Annotated in this window: 23 protein-coding genes and 2 pseudogenes; 4 read left to right on the forward strand and 21 right to left on the reverse strand. The window is 36.3% G+C overall.

The window, feature by feature from the left end:
* Nucleotides 1–13 precede the first annotated feature (13 nt).
* Nucleotides 14–1561: an L-glutamate gamma-semialdehyde dehydrogenase gene (pruA, locus tag CD003_RS13170; protein ID WP_096201563.1), complete on the reverse strand. Its 1548-nt coding sequence runs from the start codon at nucleotides 1559–1561 to the stop codon at nucleotides 14–16.
* 221 nt (nucleotides 1562–1782) lie between these two features.
* Here pruA and CD003_RS13175 point away from each other — a divergent pair, with 221 nt between their 5' ends.
* Both CD003_RS13175 and trhA read left to right on the forward strand, forming a co-directional pair.
* Entirely contained in the window at nucleotides 1783–2172 is a 390-nt protein-coding gene (locus tag CD003_RS13175) for a thiol-disulfide oxidoreductase DCC family protein (protein ID WP_096201564.1), read from the forward strand.
* A 144-nt stretch (nucleotides 2173–2316) separates the two neighbouring features.
* A complete protein-coding gene (trhA, locus tag CD003_RS13180) occupies nucleotides 2317–2955 on the forward strand; it encodes a PAQR family membrane homeostasis protein TrhA (protein WP_096201565.1) in 639 nt (212 codons plus the stop codon).
* Nucleotides 2956–3079: 124 nt separating this feature from the next.
* Here the strand turns inward: trhA and CD003_RS13185 are convergent, their stop codons facing one another.
* The 8 genes and pseudogenes from CD003_RS13185 to CD003_RS13220 all read right to left on the reverse strand — a co-directional run bounded on the left by CD003_RS13185 (nucleotide 3080) and on the right by CD003_RS13220 (nucleotide 8984).
* Complete coding sequence (locus CD003_RS13185) at nucleotides 3080–4000, reverse strand: exopolyphosphatase (protein ID WP_096201566.1); 921 nt, start codon at nucleotides 3998–4000, stop codon at nucleotides 3080–3082.
* A gap of 135 nt (nucleotides 4001–4135) precedes the next feature.
* Complete coding sequence (locus CD003_RS13190) at nucleotides 4136–5422, reverse strand: TcaA 3rd/4th domain-containing protein (RefSeq protein WP_179295547.1); 1287 nt, start codon at nucleotides 5420–5422, stop codon at nucleotides 4136–4138.
* A gap of 150 nt (nucleotides 5423–5572) precedes the next feature.
* Nucleotides 5573–6316: a zinc ribbon domain-containing protein gene (locus CD003_RS13195; RefSeq protein ID WP_096201568.1), complete on the reverse strand. Its 744-nt coding sequence runs from the start codon at nucleotides 6314–6316 to the stop codon at nucleotides 5573–5575.
* A gap of 269 nt (nucleotides 6317–6585) precedes the next feature.
* Nucleotides 6586–7337: pseudogene (locus tag CD003_RS22695) on the reverse strand (methyl-accepting chemotaxis protein).
* Between the two features lie 9 nt (nucleotides 7338–7346).
* Nucleotides 7347–7880 (reverse strand): annotated as a pseudogene (locus tag CD003_RS22700) (protoglobin domain-containing protein); the annotation flags it as partial.
* A 170-nt stretch (nucleotides 7881–8050) separates the two neighbouring features.
* Nucleotides 8051–8206 (reverse strand): EAL domain-containing protein, encoded by a 156-nt coding sequence (locus CD003_RS13210; protein ID WP_096201571.1) that lies wholly within the window; start codon nucleotides 8204–8206, stop codon nucleotides 8051–8053.
* Nucleotides 8207–8217: 11 nt separating this feature from the next.
* Nucleotides 8218–8760: an ABC transporter substrate-binding protein gene (locus CD003_RS13215; RefSeq protein ID WP_096201572.1), complete on the reverse strand. Its 543-nt coding sequence runs from the start codon at nucleotides 8758–8760 to the stop codon at nucleotides 8218–8220.
* Nucleotides 8757–8984, reverse strand: a complete 228-nt coding sequence (locus CD003_RS13220) for a hypothetical protein (protein ID WP_096201573.1) — start codon at nucleotides 8982–8984, stop codon at nucleotides 8757–8759. The genes CD003_RS13215 and CD003_RS13220 overlap by 4 nt, the downstream gene beginning before the upstream one ends.
* 218 nt (nucleotides 8985–9202) lie before the next feature.
* Between CD003_RS13220 and CD003_RS13225 the strand changes: the two genes are divergently transcribed.
* Nucleotides 9203–10030, forward strand: coding sequence for a histidinol-phosphatase (locus CD003_RS13225; RefSeq protein ID WP_179295548.1), 828 nt, complete (start codon nucleotides 9203–9205; stop codon nucleotides 10028–10030).
* A gap of 92 nt (nucleotides 10031–10122) precedes the next feature.
* The gene (locus CD003_RS13230; RefSeq protein ID WP_096201574.1) at nucleotides 10123–11304 is read left to right on the forward strand and encodes a DUF2515 domain-containing protein; all 1182 of its coding nucleotides are present in this window, start codon (nucleotides 10123–10125) and stop codon (nucleotides 11302–11304) included.
* 60 nt (nucleotides 11305–11364) lie between these two features.
* Here CD003_RS13230 and CD003_RS13235 read toward each other — a convergent pair whose 3' ends face one another.
* The 12 genes from CD003_RS13235 to CD003_RS13290 all read right to left on the reverse strand — a co-directional run bounded on the left by CD003_RS13235 (nucleotide 11365) and on the right by CD003_RS13290 (nucleotide 22812).
* Complete coding sequence (locus CD003_RS13235) at nucleotides 11365–13539, reverse strand: malate synthase G (RefSeq protein WP_096201575.1); 2175 nt, start codon at nucleotides 13537–13539, stop codon at nucleotides 11365–11367.
* Between the two features lie 196 nt (nucleotides 13540–13735).
* Nucleotides 13736–13960, reverse strand: a complete 225-nt coding sequence (locus CD003_RS13240; protein WP_096201576.1) for a hypothetical protein — start codon at nucleotides 13958–13960, stop codon at nucleotides 13736–13738.
* Nucleotides 13961–14113: 153 nt separating this feature from the next.
* The gene (locus CD003_RS13245) at nucleotides 14114–15394 is read right to left on the reverse strand and encodes a TRAP transporter large permease (protein WP_096201577.1); all 1281 of its coding nucleotides are present in this window, start codon (nucleotides 15392–15394) and stop codon (nucleotides 14114–14116) included.
* On the reverse strand, nucleotides 15391–15870 hold the full coding sequence (locus CD003_RS13250) for a TRAP transporter small permease (RefSeq protein WP_096201578.1): 480 nt from the start codon (nucleotides 15868–15870) through the stop codon (nucleotides 15391–15393). Before CD003_RS13250 ends, CD003_RS13245 begins: the two co-directional genes overlap by 4 nt.
* A gap of 25 nt (nucleotides 15871–15895) precedes the next feature.
* Complete coding sequence (locus tag CD003_RS13255; protein WP_096201579.1) at nucleotides 15896–16951, reverse strand: TRAP transporter substrate-binding protein; 1056 nt, start codon at nucleotides 16949–16951, stop codon at nucleotides 15896–15898.
* 52 nt (nucleotides 16952–17003) lie between these two features.
* Nucleotides 17004–17534 (reverse strand): FAD synthetase family protein, encoded by a 531-nt coding sequence (locus tag CD003_RS13260; protein ID WP_096201580.1) that lies wholly within the window; start codon nucleotides 17532–17534, stop codon nucleotides 17004–17006.
* A 16-nt stretch (nucleotides 17535–17550) separates the two neighbouring features.
* Nucleotides 17551–17757, reverse strand: a complete 207-nt coding sequence (locus CD003_RS13265) for a 2-hydroxymuconate tautomerase (protein WP_096201581.1) — start codon at nucleotides 17755–17757, stop codon at nucleotides 17551–17553.
* Between the two features lie 15 nt (nucleotides 17758–17772).
* A complete protein-coding gene (locus CD003_RS13270; RefSeq protein ID WP_096201582.1) occupies nucleotides 17773–18546 on the reverse strand; it encodes a 2-keto-4-pentenoate hydratase in 774 nt (257 codons plus the stop codon).
* 12 nt (nucleotides 18547–18558) lie between these two features.
* Nucleotides 18559–19578, reverse strand: coding sequence for a 4-hydroxy-2-oxovalerate aldolase (gene dmpG, locus CD003_RS13275; RefSeq protein WP_096201583.1), 1020 nt, complete (start codon nucleotides 19576–19578; stop codon nucleotides 18559–18561).
* A 25-nt stretch (nucleotides 19579–19603) separates the two neighbouring features.
* Complete coding sequence (locus CD003_RS13280) at nucleotides 19604–20500, reverse strand: acetaldehyde dehydrogenase (acetylating) (RefSeq protein ID WP_096201584.1); 897 nt, start codon at nucleotides 20498–20500, stop codon at nucleotides 19604–19606.
* Between the two features lie 25 nt (nucleotides 20501–20525).
* Nucleotides 20526–21305 (reverse strand): 2-keto-4-pentenoate hydratase, encoded by a 780-nt coding sequence (locus tag CD003_RS13285; RefSeq protein ID WP_096202350.1) that lies wholly within the window; start codon nucleotides 21303–21305, stop codon nucleotides 20526–20528.
* A 31-nt stretch (nucleotides 21306–21336) separates the two neighbouring features.
* Nucleotides 21337–22812, reverse strand: a complete 1476-nt coding sequence (locus CD003_RS13290; RefSeq protein WP_096201585.1) for an aldehyde dehydrogenase — start codon at nucleotides 22810–22812, stop codon at nucleotides 21337–21339.
* Nucleotides 22813–22908: the final 96 nt, after the last annotated feature.

The raw sequence follows: 22908 nt of genomic DNA on the forward strand, positions 1-22908 counted from the left end.
ATAGAAAGTGAATCTAATACATTTCTGATATTGTTTTAGCTTGCATATAAAGAGGTAGGTAATCAGGTCCCCCAGCCTTCGAATCTGTACCTGACAATTTAAATCCTCCAAATGGGTGGTACCCAACAATGGCACCTGTACAGTTTCTATTAAAATATAAATTCCCTACATGAAAATCTCGCTTAGCCTGTTCTATATGAGCTCGATTATTTGATATGACCGCTCCTGTTAGTCCATATTCAGTATTATTCGCTATCTCAATCGCTTCCTCAAAGTTCTGAGCTTTACTAAAAGCTACAACTGGTCCAAATATTTCTTCCTGCATAATACTTGCATTCGGTGCGACATCAGCAAAAACTGTCGGTTCAATAAAGAAACCTTTAGAAGAATTCCCATTTCCTCCTGCTATTAATCGACCTTCTTTTTTACCTATTTCAATGTAGCTCATGATTTTATCAAACGCCTTTTGGTCAATGACTGGACCCATGTAATGTTCTTGAATGACTGGGTCTCCAAGAGTTAATTTATTCGTTAACTTCTCTACCCTTTGAAGCACTTCGTCATATACCTCTTGATGGACAACAGCACGAGATCCAGCTGAACATTTTTGTCCTGAGAAACCAAAGGCAGAAATAACAATTGCTTCAGCGGCTAATTCAAGATCAGCTTCCTTATCAACAACGACAGTATCTTTACCTCCCATTTCTACAATGACACGCTTTAAATGTTGCTGACCATGTTGGACAACACCAGCTTTTTCGTAAATGCTTACACCTACATCCCTTGAGCCAGTGAAGGTGATTACACTCGTTTTGGGATGTTCGACAATATAATCACCAACCTCAGCCCCGCTACCTGGAATGAAATTTACAACACCATTTGGTAAGCCCGCTTCTTCTAGCACCTCTACAAACTTTGCCGCTACTACAGGTGTCGTACTAGCCGGTTTAAGTAATACTGTATTTCCTGTTACGATAGGTGCCACAGTCGTTCCAGCCATTATCGCAAAAGCAAAATTCCATGGTGAAATAGTTACCGTCACACCAATAGGAGTGTAGAAGTAGCGATTATGTTCTCCTTCTCGGCTTAACACCGCTTTGCCATCCTTTAACTCAATCATCTGTCGGGCGTAGTACTCCAGAAAATCTATCGCTTCTGCTGTATCTGCATCTGCTTCCTTCCATGGCTTTCCCGCTTCTTTTACAAGCCAGGCTGAAAACTCATGCTTTCTACGACGAACAATTGCAGCTGCTCGTATTAAGATATTTGCCCGTTCCTCTGGGTTTACATTTCTCCATTTACGAAATACTCCATGAGCTACTGATATTGCTTTTTCTGCTATATCCTTATTTGCTTTCGAAACTACACCAATGATTTCTTCTTTATTTGAAGGATTTGTAGAAATTATCTTCTCGTTTGTTGTCACTCTTTCTCCATTTATAATCAGGGGATACTCTTTACCTAACTCAGATTCTACTTTCGAAATAGCAGCTTTAAATTCCTCGACATTCCGTTGATTAGTAAAGTCTGTAAAGGGTTCATGCCTATAAGGTGTAACCATAAAAAGCCCTCCTTAATAAAATAGTAAGTGCCTATAATACATACCTATGATCAAATAGTGTAAAATCAACTTAAAAGCATCTGAAAAATTACAAAATATGAATTACGAATTTTAGAGTCGTCTAAAATTCCTTCCATTCTTTAAAAATAGAAACCTAATTAATTCATAATTCATAATTCATAATTCATAATTCATAATTCAACCAGAGAGGGGTTGTTGTTATGGCTGTTGTTTTGTTTGATGGTGAGTGTCATTTATGCAATCGTAGTGTACAGTTCATAATAAAAAGGGATCCAAAGGGATATTTTCAATTTACAACTCTACAGAGTGGCGTTGGGAAAGAGTTGGTAAAAAAACATAATCTACCTTCAACTCTAGATAGTATCGTAGTCATTGATAATGATAGGTATTACGTGAAATCAGATGGGGCACTACACATTTGTCGTCATTTAAAGGGTGGTTGGAAGTCATTTTATCTAGTAAAGCTTCTTCCACATTTCATAAGGGATTTCTTTTATAGGATTATAGCTATGAATCGGTATAAGTGGTTTGGCAAAGAGGAAAAATGTCTTTTGCCATCCAAAGAACTTAAGAAGCGTTTTTTAGAGTAATAATTTAGAAGTTACAAGCCATATACCCTAAAACTATAATATTGTAACCTTTTTAGTCATGATGAATAGTGTCTTACTATTGTATGTTCTGCTCTGAGCTTTTATAATGTGAGAAATAGCTTTAACTAAGGAAAGGATTTTGATATGGCGAATACACATACATTTTCAAAAGGCGAAGAAATTGCTAATGCCATTACACATGGAATAGGAGCACTATTAAGTATTGCTGCCTTAGTAATTCTTATCGTGTTTTCTTCTCTCTATGGTAACCCGTGGCACGTTGTTAGCTTTACGTTATTTGGAGTAACAATGGTGCTATTGTATACATCATCTACATTTGTTCATGCTTTTCCAGAGGGTAAAGCAAAGGATGTTTTTGAAATTCTCGATCATTCGTCGATTTATTTCTTTATTGCCGGTACGTACACACCCTTTTTGTTTATTGCTGTAAAAGGTTGGCTTGGCTGGACGTTGTTTGGAATCGTGTGGGGAGTAGCAATTGCCGGTACGGTTTTCAAATGCTTTTTCGTAAAAAAATATTTAATTATATCAACATTAGGCTATGTATTTTTAGGATGGCAAATAGTGTTCGCTTGGAACCATATTGTCGCAAATGTCCCATACAATGGCATTGTCTTATTAGTAGTAGGAGGCGTGTGCTATACAGTTGGTGCTATCTTTTACATGTGGCGAGGGTTTAGATACCATCATGCCATCTGGCACTTATTCGTCCTAGGCGGAACAATCACCCACTTCTTCGCTGTCCTACTATACCTACTTTAGGGCAATTATGAATTATGATTTACTAGTTATAAATGTATAAACCAAAAAAGGGTGAGCACATGTACTCACCTCTTTTGATACTTAAATTCATAATTCATAACCCATAATTCATAACTACTAAAAGCTATCCATCATTTTTCACCGTTTCTACAATCTCTTGAATTGTTTTGTCTGCATCATTATATGGTACTTGGCACGTTCCTGCAGCTTGGTGACCGCCTCCATCATATTCTCTCATTAAATGTCCAACATGAGTGTTTGAGGATTTGTTGACAATGCTGTACCCGCATGCAATTGCACAGTTTTGTTTGCGGAAGCCGTCTACAATCCATAGTGAAATATTCTGCTCTGGGTATAGAGCATACACTAGGAAACGATTCCCTGGATAAATAGGGTCTACACCACGTAAATCAGTGATGATAACATTTCCATCCGTTTTTGTATATTCCTTAAGCATTCCTTGGAATTGCTCGTTTAATTCATAGTATCTTTTTACACGTTCTTGTACATCCGGATCTTGAAGAACTTCTTCACTTGTTGCATCGGAACATAAATCAACTAATTTCTCCATTAATTGATAGTTACTAATTCGATAATCGCGGAAACGTCCTAGACCAGTCCTTGCATCCATTATAAAAGAGAGTAAGTCCCAACCTTCTGGATTAAGAATATCCTCTTTACTAAATTTTGCAGCATCTGCCTTATCAACGCCCTCCATAATATCATCTAGCTTGGCACCAAACTTCTGACGACCACCGAAATAGTCATAAACGACTCTCGCTGCACTATCTGCAATACGAACCTCACCTTTATAAGTAAAGCCTTCGTCTTCAGAACGCTTTAACTCACTAGCATGATGGTCAAACCACATACCACAACCTTCAATATAAGGAACGTTTGTTAAAATATCATTTTCCGTAATCTCTACTTTTCCATCCTGCATATCTTTCGGATGAACAAATGTCATTTCATCGATCATATCTAACTGTTTTAAAAGCATTGCTGTAACAAGTCCATCAAAGTCAGAACGAGTGACTAATCTCATATTCTATTTCCTCCAATTCATCTATGTTTCAATCTATTCTACAAGTATATATACCATTTACTACTTTACGATAGAATTGAAGAAAATCCTAGTAATAATCACTATTTCTTAGCTATAAACCATCCTTTTACCTTATTATTCATATGACTGAATCAATTGAACATTGTATTCTTCCGTTGAGGATAAAGAACCATTGTATCCTGGGTCTCTGTAATACCAAGACATTTGACCAAAGTATTGCTGTAAGTCTTCCGATTGGAACGGATATCCATGCCTTGCGTAGATTTCATTTCTAGCTATTCTAAGCTCTCCCTTCGATAAACTGGATACTTCACTTCGAATTAGTTTTCGATAGTGACTATCTGGGAAGATAAACCCATCATTAACATACACATACGTAGGCCTTTCAACAACCCTAACTTCTTCTACTACCTGAACTTCCTTTACTACCTGCTTTGACTCTTGTTCTTCTTTTAGCTCTAAATAAATATAGTTGCGATCAATAGAGATGGAATCAGTCTCAAATATCTTACCGTTACTTACCTTTTGAGCATACACCTTTATAGATCCATCAAAAGGGACCGGACCAAATTCAGATGACTCACCTATTGTTAGGCCTGTGTTCTGCCCATTGACTAATAACTTAGCGGTTAAGTCATTTGAATCAATATGAACATACTCCCCTTGAACATTTAATGTAGCATTTTCCTGAGGATTATCTAGTAAAATCATTTCAACATCATCTTTTAAATCAACATATTCTGTAGAACGGAATGCACTTATTTGATATACACCTGGTAAATAGGGACCGAGTTCATTCTGACTATCACTCGAAACTAACACTTCTCGCTCATTGACGAAAACCCTACTATCTGGTCCACGTAGCTCTAATAAAACATAATAAGGCTTAGGTTCAAATACATATCGATTAAAAATGAATAAATTCTTACCTTCTTCTTTTATCTTGAAATACTGAAACGTCCCTCCTCCACTTGCAAGTTGCTCTTCAAGGTCTACTGACATTGCTTCTGCCAATGAAGGAGAGCTATCAAGTAACTGTAAAAAGGGCTGTAAATCCTCACTTGATACCGCTGTCCGTGAATCCATTGGTGAAATAAGCTTGGTTAGTGTACTTGCATCCCTTGAATACAACCCATCAATAAACTGAGAAACCGCTTTTTCCTTTGTAAAATGATTAGCTCCTAAGAAGTACCCACCAACAAGTATCACTACAATTACCAACCCAATTATTAATCCTACTGAAGAAGATTGCTTACCTACATTTTTTGAACTTCTATTCTGAACCGGCTCTGGTGGTGAATTTATTTCTCTCCGTAGTTCCTTACTTAATACTTTCTCACCACAACTAGGACAAAATGAAGCTCCTTCCTTTAATGAGTGCCCACAATTTTTGCAATACAAAACCTTCTCCCCCTTTTTTAGGCATACAGAAAGAGCAATGAACGGAGCCATTGTACTTTTTGAATAAGCTTGCTCTCGGTGAATACCTCAGAGCAAGCGTGCTACATACGAAGCCTTATAAACTGCTTTTTTTCTCAATTATCCCCCTCACTAAAATAAAAATAACTCTCTCTGAATCTCACTAATTAACCCATTCAACATACTCTCACCAAACATCACTCCTAGAATAATCATAATGATGTAAGCAAGTACTACCCCATAAAACGAGTCTAATCCACCTTTACTTTCCTTAGGATACGAGTAAATCGTTGATGTGATCGTTAAAAGGAAACAGCATAACGCAATAAATAATAAGAGAAATGCAAAAGCGTAGATTGATAGTGTCACTAAGATAACTGCTACTAACACAAGAAATACCGGGACAGTTACAAACGTACCAAACCGAGCAACAACATCACGAAAAGTTACTTCAAGTTTCATAAATTTAGTAACGACAAACATAATCCCACTTAAAGCGGCTAAAAAGAGGATAAACATAAACATTGGCTTTACGACTACATCAAAAATTGGTACATCCACGTAGCCTCTACCTACATTATTCGCAACTGAATATGTAAACAGAGGGAGAAGTAATGAAAATAATACAAGTGATATAATTCCATTAGACAACTGAGCTCCATTTGTTGTCCTACCAAAGCTCATTGGATTTTTCAACGCTCGGAGTGCAAAACTAAAGTATTGTTTACTCATCTCTTTTCCTTGCTTTACATACTCATTTTCTTTTACGCTTGTATTCACTGTATTTGATGTTCCTACCTGAGCAATTTGGTTACCACAGTGAATACAAAATTTCGCCCCTTCTTCTACCGCTCCACCACAGTGTGGACAATGCATCTTATCCTCTCCAATCTTTTTTGAATCTACTCCAATTAATGCAGTAAACCCAATCTATGAAGTAAGTAGTACTTCCGTTGACTATGAAATTTTCACTTTTGAATACACACTATAAGTACGACATTAGTCTCATTACTATGCTTACTAATCCAGATTTTTGTAAATAAAATTCAATATAAGAATTATTTACAAAACAAAAAAAGACTCCTATCCCATTAGTAAGGAAGTAGTCTTTTAAATTTACTATTTGTACACATATATTTTATTGCTTAGGCATTATTAGCTGCTTCATTTAACTCTTCTGCTGATTTAGCCACTTTCGATGTCGCTTGTCCAATTTCAATGATTGTATCTACAAGAGCAATAATTTGTTGATCCAATTCTTCTACACCAACTAAATTTTGCTTCATAGAACTAACAATATCATGAAACGTGCTCCCAGTTGATTTTGTCGTTACTTCACCCTCAGTGACATCAAGCTGAACAGTTTCAATTGTACTCACTACTTGATTAGTATACTCATTTGTTGCTTGGATAAGAGCTTGAATCTCAGTAATCGAACTTTTCGTTTGTTCTGCTAGATTACGAACCTCGTTGCAACAACAGAGAACCCTCGACCATGCTCTCCTGCTCTTGCTGCTTCTATTGCAGAATTTAGAGCTAGAAGATTCGTTTGCTCAGCTATATTTTGAACAATATTGATAACAGCATTAATTTTTTTAGAAGACTCATCTAACTTCGTCACATATTCTTGCATTACTTGGGTACGCTGGGCTATCGACTCTATTTTTTCTGTTAACTCATTCATTTTCACTTGACCGACTTTGGCAAATTCTTGAGCTTGATTAGAGCCATCTTTATTTTTAGTTACATTTGATTTAACATTTTCACTATTGTGTACAAGGTTATCAACAGCTGCATTTGTTTGTTCTGCTAAAGAAACTAGATTTTCACTTATTACAAGTATTTTTCCTTTTAGCTCTGACTTTACTTCCTCATAGTCATTTTCACGATTTTTCATATTTTCATTTTCATAAGCTTCTAGAACTAATTGTTGCTCTAAATTCAGGATTTTAGTAATCGCCTTAATTATCCTTCTTTGTTCTTCCTTACAATCAACGTTTTCATAAATGATATCAATAAACGTTGACTGTAAATTTTGGAAAGCCCCTAAATACCACTTTGGTTCTAAACCAATACGAAAGTGGATTTTCGCTACTATTAATCGCTTTTCAAAAAATTGCTCATCAATTACACCATTAAATAACTCTTCTAAATGAACTGATAACGTTTGTCTTAAACGATTTGTATTACTATTATCCTCTATAATCTTTTTTAACTGTGGAACTTCTAATATAGTATTATAAAACGTATTAATTAACTCATCTAAATTCTCTTTAATCAGTGGTTCTACAGCATGAATAAGCTGTAAATCTTCTTTATCAAATGAAATCATTTCCATTTGCTTTTTAATTTCGGAATTTTTTATATCCATTTTTACATTTACAGTTTTAGCTTTATCTAACCAAACTTGCATTTCACCCTTCTTCGGGAAAAATTTCATACTATTTCACAACTCCTTTAACACTATAGATACAGTGTGTGTTTTGATTATATATCACTGTCAGGATAATGGCACTAATTTTCTGACAAAATCGTTTTTTGTCGAATCTCTCTTTTTATCGACAAAGGGCTGTTTAGAGGGTATACGGCACTCTTTAAACAGCCCTTTCTTTACATCCATGTTTTAGCAATAACTTGTAACTCTTTAAACCTTTTCTCAAATTCATTAGCCGGTATTGGACGACTAAAGAAGTATCCTTGAAGCTCATTACATTGATTTTCCTTCAAAAATACTAATTGTTCTTTTTCTTCTACACCTTCCGCAATTACTTCTAAATTTAAATTAAATCAATTAGTGACTGTAACACATGTATTCCAATCTCATTATTAATCAATGGTTTCATTTCCTCATCAAAATAGTTCCCTCCCATTGATAAATAACGCTCTAAAAACCATATATATCGCATACCATCTCCACCTAAGATAGCTGTACCATATAAATCTGTCTGTCCGTCACCTGTTAGATCCTTAGTAAGAAACTCAGAAATACGATCGTGTTCCTCCCAATTTTTTGGCGGGTGAAGGTCATATCCATAAAGAGCATAATATTCATCATTATATTTTTCAAACAAATCTTTTCTATAAAAAAGTAAATGTGCGTCTCCGTCGTAAACCATTCCATACTTATGCCCATCGTATTCCATATACATTTCACGATAAATTGGAAGAATATCTTCTAGGTCTGATAAATTTTCTATATAGTTATCAAGTGGTAGAAGAAAATCCTTTTCGACATATTGAGGCACTGTCCCGGGAAATAATACAAATATGTCAAATACCTGATTACTAGAATAGAGGAAATCTTCTACTCTATCAGTTATTCTATCTGAAAGAAATGTTCTAACTGAACTCCAATCTTCTCAGCAATTGCTTGTTCTTCTTGCTGAAAGAAAGAAATTGCTCCTTGAGAATCTGAAATAATTCTTATTACTGGTAACTCTTCATCTCTTTCTAGTACACTATCAATTTCTAATCTTTCATTATTGCATCCAGCTAATAGTGCTACACACAACAATACGCCTACAAACCATTTTGAATGATCCATTTAACCCCACCATTCCCCAAACATATAAAATTACAAAACGTTATTAGCATAGTGAAAATATTATATTTCTTCAAAATTATAGAAATTTATACATATTTTCATTCTACTTCTTTACCTATCCGTTTACAATATTATTTCTTCTCAACTCATAGTTAGCCTTCATTCTGACTATCCTACATACTACATAGCTTAATCCCTATACGGAAAGGAAGTACAAAATGAATCCTGCTACAAACCCAATTAAATTTGACTTACACACACACCATGACCGTTGTGGACATGCAAGGGGAGAAATAGAGGACTATATAAAGGCAGCAATAGATGAAGGACTACAAGTTATTGGAATTGCTGATCATTCCCCTTATTTTCATAAAAAAGAAGACCATCCTAGTCCAGGAATAACAATGGCAAAGAGTGATTTCCCTAACTATGTAAAAGAAGTGCTTGCACTAAAAGAAAAATATAAAGAACAAATTCAAGTATTACTTGGAATTGAATGTGATTTCTTTGAAGGAAATATGGGTGCTTATCAAAATCAATTAAATAACTACCCATTCGACTACATAATTGGCTCAGTTCATTTCGTCGACGATATTAGCATTTTCAAAAAAGGAAGGTGGGAAGGTCTTTCTAATTCAGAGAAAAAGAGAACGAAGGATACTTATTATAAAATAATTGAACAGTCTGCTCGATGCGGGATGTTTCAAGTGTTAGGGCATATTGATGCTATGAAAGGCTTCTATCCAGAATTCTCTGCGATTGAAACAGAGGTCATTGACCAAACTCTGAAAGTTATTGGAGAAAAAGGTATTGCAATAGAAATCAATACATCAGGAAAAACAAAGGATTCAGGTGGCTGGTATCCATCAGATGAAATATTAGAAAGAGCATTACATCATCATGTTTACGTCACATTCGGTTCTGATGCCCATGATCCCTACCGAGTGGGTGACGAGTTTGAGCTTGTAAGAGATAGGTTAAAACAGATTGGCTTCACTGAATGGGTCTATTATGTTAATAAACAACAAGTATCAGTTTCCCTATAATCAGTGTAAAAAAATACGTCATAAAAAATTAACTATCTTTTGTCTCTAAAGCCTCCCTTACGAAATATACATAAAGTAGGGAGGTTACAGTTATGAGCTTACTTAAGAAAATACTCCAATTTCCAACCGAGTTAATAGATATCGCAACACACTCTTATGAGCAATATAAATATGAATCTAATGCGACATTTCATTGGAACCAACTTGAAGTCGATAAAAAGGAATTACAAAAAATAAAACAAGAAGTAGAAGTAGAAGCATCCCCTAAAGAAATTCCTACACTTTCAGAAACAGATAAAACTTTAGTCAAAGAGATAATGAAGACAACAAATAAAAAGAATCTAAACAATATAACTCGTACAAATGCTTACCTCACATTCTTTCAGAACAATATGGAAGTACACTGGGCATTGTTAGCCCATTTAGTGTCTAGAAATGGCGGTTGGAACATGACTGATTTAAAGGGGAGCATTTTACAAGAGGTTTTCACTGAAAAAAGGAGAACAGATTATTTTCTATTCTTAGAAAGAGCTAACTTTCTTATATTCCACGATGCTTATCCACAACTACTACTATATGAAGAAAGTAAAAAAAGGAGGAAAAATCTTTTTTACCTTCTTCCTTACTTTGGTGTTTCTTCATTTATGAAGCCAATTTGGGAACATTTTTTATATAACCAAGATTCTAAACTACTTACAATCGCCTTAATTATCAACGAACAACACTATATAGAAAAACCAGTTATTAGAAACCTCTACTTTGAATCAAATGTCATAAACACATGGCCTTTTCAAGCTCAGGAACTTTTACAATTTAATCTAGTTTTGTTTCCTTATATTTATAAAACATCAAAAATACGTCTTGCTGGTATATCAGTGACTAACTTCACATCTATTTCTACCCGTATTAATGTAGGAAAACGGCTCTACGGAATTTTATTTGGGATTAAACCTATCTTCCAGGATTGCCTTGCTTTTATTAATAATCATCCTCATAGCGGCTCTCGGTCAGATTATTGGCCTCATATATTTACTCCAAACAAAGGTAGCGAAACAAATAAAATTTATAGCCCACATTTAACTGAAGCCTGGAAAGATGAAGAAGCACAAGGCATCTCAACGAAAGATTGGTTTAAAAATACTGGTACATTTCATTATTTTTCATCCGTTAAAACTCCTAGAAATTTTGATGTAACATTGAAATACGAAAAATTGATAAAACAAATGCGAGCTGCCTCTGCTGCTTATCAATTTACTGATTCATTGAAGGGATAATTGAGAAAACATAAACAAGCAGCACCCTTTATTATAGGATGCTGCTTGTTTTTATTATCATTATTTTGCTAGAATCTTAGATTTTGCCTCGATACGACGGCGGTGTAAAATAGGTTCAGTGTATCCACTTGGCTGTTCGCAACCTTTGAATACAAGCTCACAAGCTGCTTGGAATGCAACTGAATTATCATAGTCAACTGCCATTGGACGATATTCAGGGTCATCCTCATTTTGCTTATCGACTACTTTTGCCATACGTTTCATTGTTTCTACTACTTGCTCTTCTGTGCAAATTCCATGACGTAACCAGTTTGCCATATGCTGACTAGAAATACGTAATGTTGCACGGTCCTCCATTAATCCTACATTATTAATGTCTGGTACCTTCGAACAACCTACTCCTTGTTCTACCCAACGCACAACATAGCCAAGGATTCCTTGTGCGTTATTATCTAATTCCTGTTGAACTTCATCAGAGCTCCATTCAGGTGTTTGCGTTACTGGAATCTCAAGAATTTCATTACGTAAATCTTTAATTCCTTTTGCTAGTTCTTCTTGAACATCTGTTACGTTTACTTGATGATAGTGAAGAGCATGTAACGCTGCCGCTGTTGGTGATGGAACCCAAGCTGTATTTGCACCAGCTTGTAATTGACCACCTTTTTGCTTCAGCATTTCTGCCATTAAGTCTGGCATTGCCCACATACCTTTTCCAATTTGGGCACGACCAGGTAATCCGCAATCTAGCCCTACATTTACATTTGATTTCTCATAGGATTGTAACCATGTAGACGTTTTCATATCACCTTTACGAATCATAGGGCCCGCTTCCATTGATGTATGCATTTCATCACCAGTACGATCAAGGAATCCAGTATTAATGAAGACAACTCTTTCCTTTACTTCATTAATACAATTTTTTAGGTTCAATGAAGTTCTACGTTCTTCATCCATTACCCCTATTTTTAATGTGTGGCGCTCTAACCCTAGCAAATCTTCCACACGATTGAATAAAGTATTAGCAAAACCTACTTCTTCTGAACCGTGCATTTTTGGTTTAACAATGTAAACAGAACCTTTAGTTGAATTTTGATGCTTTCCGTTTCTTATTAGCTCATGTTTTGATAGTAAGCTAGTAATTACACCATCTAAAATACCCTCAGGTACTTCTTCACCATTTTGGTCTAATACTGCATTATTCGTCATTAAATGTCCTACGTTACGAACGAACATAAGAGAACGTCCCGATAGTGTCAGTTCTCCACCTGATGGAGTAGAGTACGTGCGATCAGGGTTAAGAGCACGTGTTACTGTTTTACTTCCTTTTGCGAACGTAGCAGTTAAATCGCCTTTCATTAATCCTAGCCAATTACGATACACTTCTACCTTATCTTCAGCATCTACAGCTGCAACGGAATCTTCACAGTCCATAATTGTCGTAAGTGCTGCTTCCATCAACACATCTTTCACACCTGCAGTATCTGTTTTTCCAATTGGGTGCTCACGATCAATTTGGATTTCAAAATGTAAGCCATTATTTTTCAATAAAATTGCTTCTGGTTCTTCAAGTTGTCCTTGGTAGCCAACAAACTTTGTATCATCTGCAAGCTTTGCCTCACCACTTTGTAGCGATACTATTAGCTGACCATTTGAAATTGTGTATTTTACTGCATCTTTATGGGAACCTGTATTTAATGGAGCCGCTTGGTCAAGAAAGTCCTTTGCATAGGAAATTACCTTTTCCCCACGAACAGGGTTATATGACGCTTGTTTTTCAGCTCCATCTTCCTCACTAATAGCATCTGTTCCATATAATGCATCATATAAACTACCCCACCTTGCATTAGCAGCATTAATTGCATAACGTGCATTATTGACTGGTACTACTAATTGCGGACCTGCTTGAGATGCAATCTCTTCATCTACCCCTTCAGTTGCAATTTCAAAATCTTCTACTTCTGTTTCAAGATATCCAATCGCCTCTAAAAAAGATTTATATTTATCGAATTCAAATTTATCCTTGTTTTCTTTATGCCATGTATCAATCGCTTTTTGTAAATTTTCACGCTTTGCTAATAATGCACTGTTTTCAGGGGCTAAATCATGAATGATTTTCTCAAAGCCCAACCAAAATTCTTCCTTAGATAGACCACTTTCAGGAAGAGCTTCTGAATTAATAAATTCAAAGAGTTCTGTTGCAACTTGAAGATTTCCTACTTTCGTATAATTTTCCATAGTATGAATCCTCCTTCAAAATAATTAAGTATAATTCCGAATAGTTAAACTTTTCCTCGTGAACTATTATACTACAGTTAAATTAAAAATTCTTCTGTTATATTATAAAAATTAAGAATTATTTTATAAAGTTACGTAACGTATCTACAAAAAATACCAGCCCTGCTTTATGTACAAGGAATGGTATAATACTAATTTATAACTTGTATTTATTGATTCTTTCTTGAAGTACTGTGGAAAAATGTTGAAGTTTTTTTGCTAATTCTAACAATTCCTCAGTTGAACGAGTTTGTTCATTAGATGTAGCTGAAACTTCCTCAGCACTTGCTGCTGTCTCCTCGCTAATAGATGACATATCTTCTATTGCCGTTAGCATCCCATTTTTCTTTTCAGAAATTTTTTTCTGTAATGTATTGAACAATATTGGTTGTTCTATTCATAGTATTTTATAAATATAAATAACCCGGCCACAGATGGAATTTCCTGTGAACAGGGTTATTTAATTTCTAACAAACTTATTGTTTTAATGTTCACTCTCTATTAAGTTACAAGTGGGATTCTTTAAAAACAGTTTTTAAAATCCTAGTAACCTAGGAATCCATAAGACTGCATCTTCCCAATACGTTATTACAAATAAAACAAAAATTCCCATTAGTAAAAATGGTAGTATTGCTTTAACTAATCGCTCAAATCTAACTTCAGCAATTGAGGAAACAATAAATAGACCTGTACCTACTGGTGGAGTCAGTAAACCAATAGTTAAATTTATACAAATAATAACACCAAAATGTATAGGGTCAATTTGAAAAGCAATAACTAAAGGCATTAATACAGGAATTAAGATGATAAGTGCTGCAATACCATCTAAAACTGCCCCAAGAACTAGTAACATAATATTTACTAATAAAAGAAAAACAATTGGATTTTCTGAAAGGGAAAGCATTCCATTTGCTATTAGTTGAGGAATTTGCTCAAATGCAATCATCCATCCAAAAATATTAGCCATAGCAATTAAAAAGGTAACTGTAGCGGTACTAATAACTGTATTAATTAATATGGAAGGAGCTTTTTTAACTTTTAATTCTCGGTACCAAAATGCTCCTACTAAATAAGCAACCAAACATGCTACAGCAGCAGATTCAGTTGCTGTAAAAATCCCACTTAGTATACCAAATATAATAATAAAAGGTACAAGAAGTGCTGGTAGTACATTTAGTGTAGCTTTGAGCATTTCTTTTCCAGTTGAACGCTCACTTTTTGGAAAGTTATATTTATAACCTAAATAAGCTATTAGTGAGATAAATCCAATTCCATACATAATACCAGGAACTATCCCTGCCATAAATAGCCCACCAATTGATGTACCAGATAATGTCCCATAAATAATGAATATCATACTTGGAGGAATGATAGGGGCTACGATTGAAGATGAGAGTGTTAACGCAGCGGAAAACTCTCTTTTATACCCTTCGCGTTCCATTTCAGGTACCATAATTTTACTCATCATTGCAGCCTGTGCATTAGCAGAACCTAAAATTGAGGCCAAAAACATATTAGAAACAATTGTTACATATGCTAAACCTCCACGAACATGACCAATCATTACCTTTGAAAATTTAACAAGACGAGTGGTAATCCCACCACCATTCATCAATTCTCCCGCTAACATAAATAAAGGGATCGCTAGGAGACCAAAGTTTTCCAAACCTGAAAATAATCTCATTGGCATTGATTCAAGCAGTGCTGGATTACCGACAAATAGGAAATAAAGAACTGTTGTCATCCCAAGTACTAGAGAAATAGGTATACCCATTAATAGAAATACAAAAAATAAAATAATAACCAATGCTGTCATTCCTGCTCCCCCTTTCTAATTATGTCTAAGAGATTTGAAATGATATGAATCGAAGCAAAAGTTAGTCCAAGAGGTACAGCACTAAAGGGGATCCACATCGGTATTTGAGTTGCTGTTGACTTTTGAAAACTGACTCCTGGAGAAAAAATCCAAGTATAGCTATAATAAAGCACCAAAAATAGAAAAGTAAGCATCAAAACATGTCCGAAAACAAGGATTATTCTTTTTATTTTTTCTGGTACATACTCTATAAGAATAGTAACAGAAGCTTGGGACTTATATTTAAGTCCCAAGCTACCTCCAATAAAAGTAATCCAAATTAATAGAAATATAGATACTTCCCCTGCCCAGGATAAGGGGGAATTGAGGAAGTACCTAAAGACAACAGCCATACTTACAATAGCAGCCATAGAAAACATCAGTACAATAGCTAGGGTCTTTTCTATTTTTGATATCCCATTACTCAACGTTTTCATATAGATGTCCCCCCTTTAGATTTTTCTAATTTCTAAATGTGTCAATAAATTCTTGAATAAGTGGATCTGTTGGTCCATACTTTTCATCAAATTCTTTAATTTGCTCTTCAAAGACTTCAGAACCTAACTCATAAATTGTCATACCTTCTCCACGTAGAATCTCCTTAAATTCTTCTTCTTGAGCTGCCCTTGTAGTTACAGCATAGTCGGCAGCAGCTTTCATAGCATCACGAATAATTTGTTGGTCTTCAGCAGACATTCCTTCAAATGTTGCTTTGTTTACCATTGCAACAGACGGCCAAACCATATGATTGGTAACAGCACCATATTGAACAACTTCAAAATAGTTATTTGTGATAGTCGCATCTAAGTCCATATCCATACCGTCAATAACACCTGTTTGGACAGCCGCATATACTTCAGGAAGAGGAAGTCCTTCCGTTCCAGCCCCAGCTGAACGATAGAAATCCTGCATTGGAGGACTTGGAGTTACACGAAGTTGAAGACCATTCATATCAGAAGGTGTTAATACTTCTTTATCTTTAAAGAGCATTACTCTTTGACCTGCGAACAAATAATCTAACCCAACCAAACCTTGGTCGTCTAGAGTACCTAAAATTTTCTTAGCAACATCTGACTCCCTAGCTTCATGAGCTGATACTAAATCTTCAAATGCATAAGGTGTAAACCATGCTGCAAAAGAGGGTGAGCGAGAACTCATATATGCAGCTGTAATTAAACCAAAATCTACAGTTCCAGATTGAATTTGCTGTACCATATCCCCCTCTGTCCCTAATTGGCTAGCTGGATAAATTTCTAAATCCATACGACCATTTGAGCGCTCATTTAATTCTTCACCAAACCTCTCTGCAGCTAAATGCCACATATGAGAAGTAGGTGTAATATGAGCTAACTTAAAAGAGTACTCTTCTCCCTCTGATACCTCTGTTACATTTGTTGTATCTGAGTCTGAAGATGGTTCTGGTGATGAACTCTGTTCAGCACCACCACCACAGGCCGCTGCAAAAAGTACCATCGCAGAAGCAGCTACAATTGAAGCCATTCGTTTAAACTTTTTCATTTCTAAACCCCCTGTTTTTATTTGTACTAAAATTCAGAAAATTAATAATAGCTTAATAGACTGGCCAACCTAATAATGTAAATGCTTTTTTATATTTACCGAGAGAAACTAACTCCCTTATCCTAGTTGAAGAAATCATTTCACCATTTGAACAACATACCGGTTCTATCACTTTCACTTTAAAGTAACTTGATAACAGATTTACATTGCCTTCTCGGTTTTGACCAAAATGAAAATCTTTACCAACTAGAATTTCTACTGGATTTAGAAGGGCTATCTCCCTTATAAATTCTGAAGCACTTCGTGTTAGGTATTCATCATTAAAAGGAGCAATAACTGTATGGTCTACTTCAAGAAGACTTAATCTACGTAATTTTTCTTTAATTGGAGACAAGATTTGCTTTCCCTGAAAATACGCACGTGGAGGAGGATCAAATGTATAGACAGTGCTTGAAACGTTATACAACTTACTTCGCTGTACTGCTTCACGTATGACTATTTGGTGTCCACGATGGACACCATCAAATGCACCAATAGCTAATACTGTACCTGTTAATTTAGGAGTTTCATAATGTGTTTTCATAACTGATCCTCCACTATTAAGAAAGAGATGCTCGATTATCTTCTTCTGATTTTGTTACTCCAGCAGTTGCCCAATTGTCTTTTGGAATTTCTATAAGTAGAACTTTTATCTTTTCAGGATTCGCCCCTAAACTACGATTAATCGCACCTGTAACTTCTTGAATGAGTTCTTGCTTTTGCTCACGACTTCTTCCTTCAAGAATGTGAATTTTTGCAATCGGCATAGTCTCTCCTCTTTTCTACTTCTCAACTTTTAAACTTAACGTACCCAGCTGGTCATAATGTACCTCAATGTTATCACCTTCAAATACACTAACAGCTTCTGTAATTCCCCCTACTAGAATGACCATACCAGGTTGAAGTGTAAGGTTACTTCTACTTAGCATTTTTGTCAGTTCAACTACAGACCTAACAGGATGATTTAAGACAGCTGATCCAACACCTGATTGTACTTTTTCTCCATTTCGATACATATCAACCACCACTTTATCCCAAGATGTATGATACGGAGAGAAGGCTTGGTCTCCTAATATAAACTTCGTAGATGATGCGTTATCTGCCACTACATCTACTAATGTAAATGAAAAGTTTTTATAGCGACTGTCAATCACTTCTAACGCTGGAACTACACACTCAGTAGCTAACCAGACATCACGTGGTGTGACGTTTTCCCCACCTAACTCTTTTTTTAATACAAAAGCAAATTCCGGTTCTACTCTCGGATGAATCAATCCGTCTAAATGTAAAACTGGCTCAGAAAGTTCCATAGAAGCGGTAAGCCTTCCATAAATCGCCTCTTCTACACCTACGGAAACTTGTTTTGCTTTACTTGTTAATCCCATTTTCCAACCAATTAAACGATCACCACGTTTAATCGCTTCTTCTATTGATAGCCTTTGTATATCATAAGCATCCTCTACAGTTAGATTAGGATTAGTAATTGTAATTTTATCTAGTTCCTCACCTTGTTGATAGTGATAGTCAAGCTGTTTTGCTAATTCTTGTAAACTCATAATATCATCCTCCTAGACTTTCATTCCTTGTTTTTGAGCTATCTCACTTGCTACGTCGATAATCATATCTTCCTGGCCACCTACTACTTTTCGTTTCCCTAGCTCTACAAGAATATCTCTTGGATCCAGTTGGAAGCGCTCAGCAGCTCGGTAAGCATGGAGTAAGAAACTAGAGTATACGCCAGCATATCCTAATACGAGGCTTCCCTTTGTGATTTCTTGAGGTTTTGGTAGAAGTGGTGCTGCTATGTCTTCAGCTGCATCCATTATTTTGTAGGTATCCACACCAGTCTGAATTCCCATTCTATCCAGTACAGCTACCAACACTTCTGTTTGAGTATTCCCCGCACCAGCCCCTAAACAACGAAGACTACCATCTATACGAGTTGCTCCTTCTTCAATCGCTACTAATGTATTTGCCATTGCTAGAGACAAGTTATTATGACCATGAAAGCCTATATCGCACTTGAGGTTTTCCCGAAGTGCACGAATTCTCTCTCTCACCTGATGCGGCAAGAGTGTTCCTGCAGAATCGACAACATAGACTGTATCAGCCCCATAACCTTCCATTAGCTTTGCCTGGTGCACTAACGTTTCGATAGGAGCCATATGTGCCATCATCAAAAATCCAACAGTCTCCATACCTAGCTCCTTAGCAACAGAAAGATGCTGTCTAGATACATCAGCCTCTGTTACGTGAGTTGCTATTCTTGCCATTTTAGCTCCTAAATTAGACGCTTCTTTTAAATTTTCCACTGTCCCTATTCCAGGTAGTAATAGAACAGCTATTTTACTATGTTTACAAACTGAAACTGCTGCATCAATTAATTCCATTTCATTTACAGCAGATTGGCCATATTGTAAAGAAGAACCCCCTAATCCATCTCCATGTGCAACTTCAATATAAGGTACATTAGCTTTATCCAAAGCCTTTGCCATTTCAACTACTTGTTCCGTAGTATATTGATGAGCAATGGCATGACTTCCGTCTCTTAGTGCTACCTCGGTAATAAATATGTCACGTTCGGCCATAGTTTTTACCCCTTCCTTTCTGTCCTTACGTCGTTTTTATCGATTTTGTTTTTGTAATTTTATGCGTTGCTAATTCTTCAGCTACCTTAACTGCTGATGCTGTCATAATATCTAAGTTTCCTGAATAGTTTGGCAGGTAATCCCCCACTCCTTCAACCTCTAGGAAAACTGTTACTTTATCACCATCAAAGATAGGCTCTGTGCGTAATCGGTAGCCCGGAACATATTCAGACACTGCCTTTACCATATGTTCAATGGATTTTATAATTCCTTCCTTATTAAGTGTTCCTTTCTGTACATGACAATAGACTGTATCCCGCATTAAAATAGGAGGCTCAGCTGGGTTTAAAATAATAATGGCTTTTCCTTTTTGGGCGCCACCTAATTCTTCAATACCGCGAGCTGTTGTTACTGTAAATTCATCAATATTGGCTCTAGTACCAGGACCGGCACTTTTACTTGCAATCGTTGCCACAATCTCGGCATATTCTACCGAGCTGACTTTATTAACAGCATGAACAATAGGAATTGTTGCTTGCCCACCACATGTAATCATATTTACAACTTGTTCATCCTTGTGAGCACCTAAATTTACAGGAGGCACAACAAATGGCCCAATAGCAGCTGGTGTTAAATCAATAATTGTTTTTCCCGTCCCTTTTAATGACTCAACATGATGATAATGTGCTTTAGCAGATGTTGCATCAAATAATATATCAGCCAATTCTTGACGCTCTAAGAAGCCCTCTATTCCATTAACAATGACGTGATGACCATAAGCCTTTGCTCTTCGTATCCCGTCTGACTGAGGATCGATACCAATCATCACTGACATTTCTAAAAGCTTTGAGCGCTGTAATTTAAGCATTAAATCGGTTCCTATGTTCCCGGAGCCAATTATACCTACTTTCAATTTCTTCATATAAAGTACTCCCTTCTTATTTTACTCATGGGACAAAACGGACACTTACTTCTCCTAATACATCAATTTTTGCCTTAAAATACTGTCCAGGCTCCGCGTCGACAGCAGCTGATAATGCTCCAGAAAGTATCACTTCTCCTGGGTTTAGTGAGATGTCAAACTCTGATAGCTTATTTGCAAGCCAAGCGACACAATTAGCAGGGTGACCTAGTGCTGCTGCACCTGTACCTGTATTTATGAGTTCGTTATCTTTATAAAACTCCATATGTACTGCAGCCAAGTCAACTTGGTCCACACTTACAGGAGTATTTCCAAGAACGTACAATCCTGAAGAAGCATTATCAGCAATCGTATCTGACAACTTAATTTTCCAATCTGTTATGCGACTATCAACAATTTCTAGAGCTGGAAGTACAAAATCAGTAGCCTGTAAGACATCTTCAACAGTAACATTTGGCCCTTTTAACTCATCTTTTAGAACAAATGCTACTTCCGCCTCTACTTTCGGCTGCATTACTCGTTGAAACGGAATATCTCCACCATTTTGAATGACCATACTATCAAGCAAATGACCATAATCAGGCTCCCCTACCCCTAATAGTTGTTGCATTGCTAATGAGGTAAGTCCAATCTTTTTTCCAACAATTCGTTGACCATCGTTTACCTTTTGTTTTATAGTCTCCAATTGAACTTGATACGCATCTCTTGGTGTTAAGTTAGGCTCTAGCTCTGTTAACGGCTGGATTCCTTCCCTTGACTCTTCAGCTTTTAATAAATACTGTGAAAGCTCTATAGTTCTCGTCATTAGCATGTAAGCCACCTTTCCTTTTAACCTTTTACAATTTAATCGTTACATTTGATAATTCACTGTAAAATTCAAAGCTATGGTGACCACCCTCACGCCCTAAACCACTTTGTTTCATTCCTCCAAAAGGAGTGCGTAAATCACGTAAATACCACGTATTCACCCATATAATACCTGCTTCAATTTGATGCGCAACACGATGTGCTCTTCGTAAATCATTTGTCCATATTGAAGTCCCTAGTCCATAATGAGTATCGTTCGCTTGTTCAATGACCTCTTCCTCTGTATCAAAAGGAAGCACGGTTACAACAGGACCAAAAATCTCTTCTCGTACGCACCTTGAGTCCTTATCTAAACCTGTAATTATAGTAGGTGAAATAAAGTAACCTTTATCTATTCCTTCAGGACGACCTCCACCAGTTAAAATTGCACCACCATCTTCTTTAGCAAGTTCAATATAATAATTTACACGCTCATAATGCTCCTTGCTAATAACAGCACCTACTTTGGTACCCTCTTGAAAAGGATCTCCTACTTGAAGTTCTTTTGTACGACTGACGAACTTTTCAACAAATGTTTCATAAACTGCGCTTTCAACGTAAATACGAGAGCCACAAAGGCACACTTCCCCTTGATTCATAAAACTTGATTTTAACGTTGTATCAATAACTTCATCTAGGTCCGAGTCAGCGAATATAATATTGGGATTTTTCCCGCCTAATTCATAAGACAATTTCTTTAACGTTGGTGCGGCAGCTTTCATAATCGCTGTACCTGTTTTTGTTTCCCCAGTGAACGTAATTGCATCAACATCAGGGTGTTCTGTTAATGCAGCACCAGCAGCATCAGCGCCAAATCCATGTACTAGATTTATTACTCCATCAGGAACGCCAGCCTCTTTACAAATCTCAGCTAAAACAGTTGCTGTCATTGGTGTCCACTCTGCAGGCTTCATTACTGCAGTATTACCAGCAGCAAGACAAGGAGCTAACTTCCACGACAGTAAAAGTAATGGTAAATTCCACGGATTAATCATTCCTACAACACCAACAGGACGACGTAAAGAATAATGAATAGCTTTATCGTCTTGTTGGTATGCCTCTGTACCCATAGATGTAAGGTAATCAGCAAAAAAGTAGAAGTTATAAGCTGAACGAGTAATATCCATCTCAAGTGCTAGCTCATATGGCTTTCCAGTATCATAGGATTCAAGTGTCGCTAATTCTTCCTTTCTCTCTAAAATCCCATCCCCAATTCGACGTAATAAATTTGAGCGTTCCATCGATGTAAGGTGCTTCCATGGTCCCTTTAAAGCTTTCTTTGCTGCTGCAACAGCTAAATCAATTTCTTCCTTTCCTCCCTCAGCAACCGTCCCTATCACTTCTTCTGTAGCCGGATTGATATTTTCAAAGGTTTTTAAACTTGTAGAATCTATATAATCTCCATTAATAAAATGGCGGCAATCGATTGGTTCTATTTTCTTTAGGTTTGATTCCTTCAATTTCATAATTAGCCCTCCTAATAGGTTTATTTAAGATGTCCTTAATCAACAGAGTGGAAGCGATAACCTAGTAATTGGTGACATACAGTTTGCATGCCACCA

Source organism: Bacillus sp. FJAT-45350 (genome assembly GCF_002335805.1).
In the GTDB taxonomy this organism is placed as follows: domain Bacteria; phylum Bacillota; class Bacilli; order Bacillales; family NISU01; genus FJAT-45350.

Coding starts and splice junctions, on each gene's coding strand:
- CD003_RS13220 (WP_096201573.1), bottom strand. CDS start 8,984: ATGGATCATTCAAAATGGTTTGTAGGCGTATTGTTGTGTGTAGCACTA.
- CD003_RS13280 (WP_096201584.1), bottom strand. CDS start 20,500: ATGAAGAAATTGAAAGTAGGTATAATTGGCTCCGGGAACATAGGAACC.
- CD003_RS13260 (WP_096201580.1), bottom strand. CDS start 17,534: ATGAAAACACATTATGAAACTCCTAAATTAACAGGTACAGTATTAGCT.
- CD003_RS13175 (WP_096201564.1), top strand. CDS start 1,783: ATGGCTGTTGTTTTGTTTGATGGTGAGTGTCATTTATGCAATCGTAGT.
- CD003_RS13265 (WP_096201581.1), bottom strand. CDS start 17,757: ATGCCGATTGCAAAAATTCACATTCTTGAAGGAAGAAGTCGTGAGCAA.
- trhA (WP_096201565.1), top strand. CDS start 2,317: ATGGCGAATACACATACATTTTCAAAAGGCGAAGAAATTGCTAATGCC.
- CD003_RS13235 (WP_096201575.1), bottom strand. CDS start 13,539: ATGGAAAATTATACGAAAGTAGGAAATCTTCAAGTTGCAACAGAACTC.
- CD003_RS13195 (WP_096201568.1), bottom strand. CDS start 6,316: ATGCATTGTCCACACTGTGGTGGAGCGGTAGAAGAAGGGGCGAAATTT.
- CD003_RS13270 (WP_096201582.1), bottom strand. CDS start 18,546: ATGAGTTTACAAGAATTAGCAAAACAGCTTGACTATCACTATCAACAA.
- CD003_RS13250 (WP_096201578.1), bottom strand. CDS start 15,870: ATGAAAACGTTGAGTAATGGGATATCAAAAATAGAAAAGACCCTAGCT.
- CD003_RS13230 (WP_096201574.1), top strand. CDS start 10,123: ATGAGCTTACTTAAGAAAATACTCCAATTTCCAACCGAGTTAATAGAT.
- CD003_RS13225 (WP_179295548.1), top strand. CDS start 9,203: ATGAATCCTGCTACAAACCCAATTAAATTTGACTTACACACACACCAT.
- pruA (WP_096201563.1), bottom strand. CDS start 1,561: ATGGTTACACCTTATAGGCATGAACCCTTTACAGACTTTACTAATCAA.
- CD003_RS13290 (WP_096201585.1), bottom strand. CDS start 22,812: ATGAAATTGAAGGAATCAAACCTAAAGAAAATAGAACCAATCGATTGC.
- CD003_RS13255 (WP_096201579.1), bottom strand. CDS start 16,951: ATGAAAAAGTTTAAACGAATGGCTTCAATTGTAGCTGCTTCTGCGATG.
- CD003_RS13185 (WP_096201566.1), bottom strand. CDS start 4,000: ATGAGATTAGTCACTCGTTCTGACTTTGATGGACTTGTTACAGCAATG.
- CD003_RS13245 (WP_096201577.1), bottom strand. CDS start 15,394: ATGACAGCATTGGTTATTATTTTATTTTTTGTATTTCTATTAATGGGT.
- CD003_RS13285 (WP_096202350.1), bottom strand. CDS start 21,305: ATGACGAGAACTATAGAGCTTTCACAGTATTTATTAAAAGCTGAAGAG.
- dmpG (WP_096201583.1), bottom strand. CDS start 19,578: ATGGCCGAACGTGACATATTTATTACCGAGGTAGCACTAAGAGACGGA.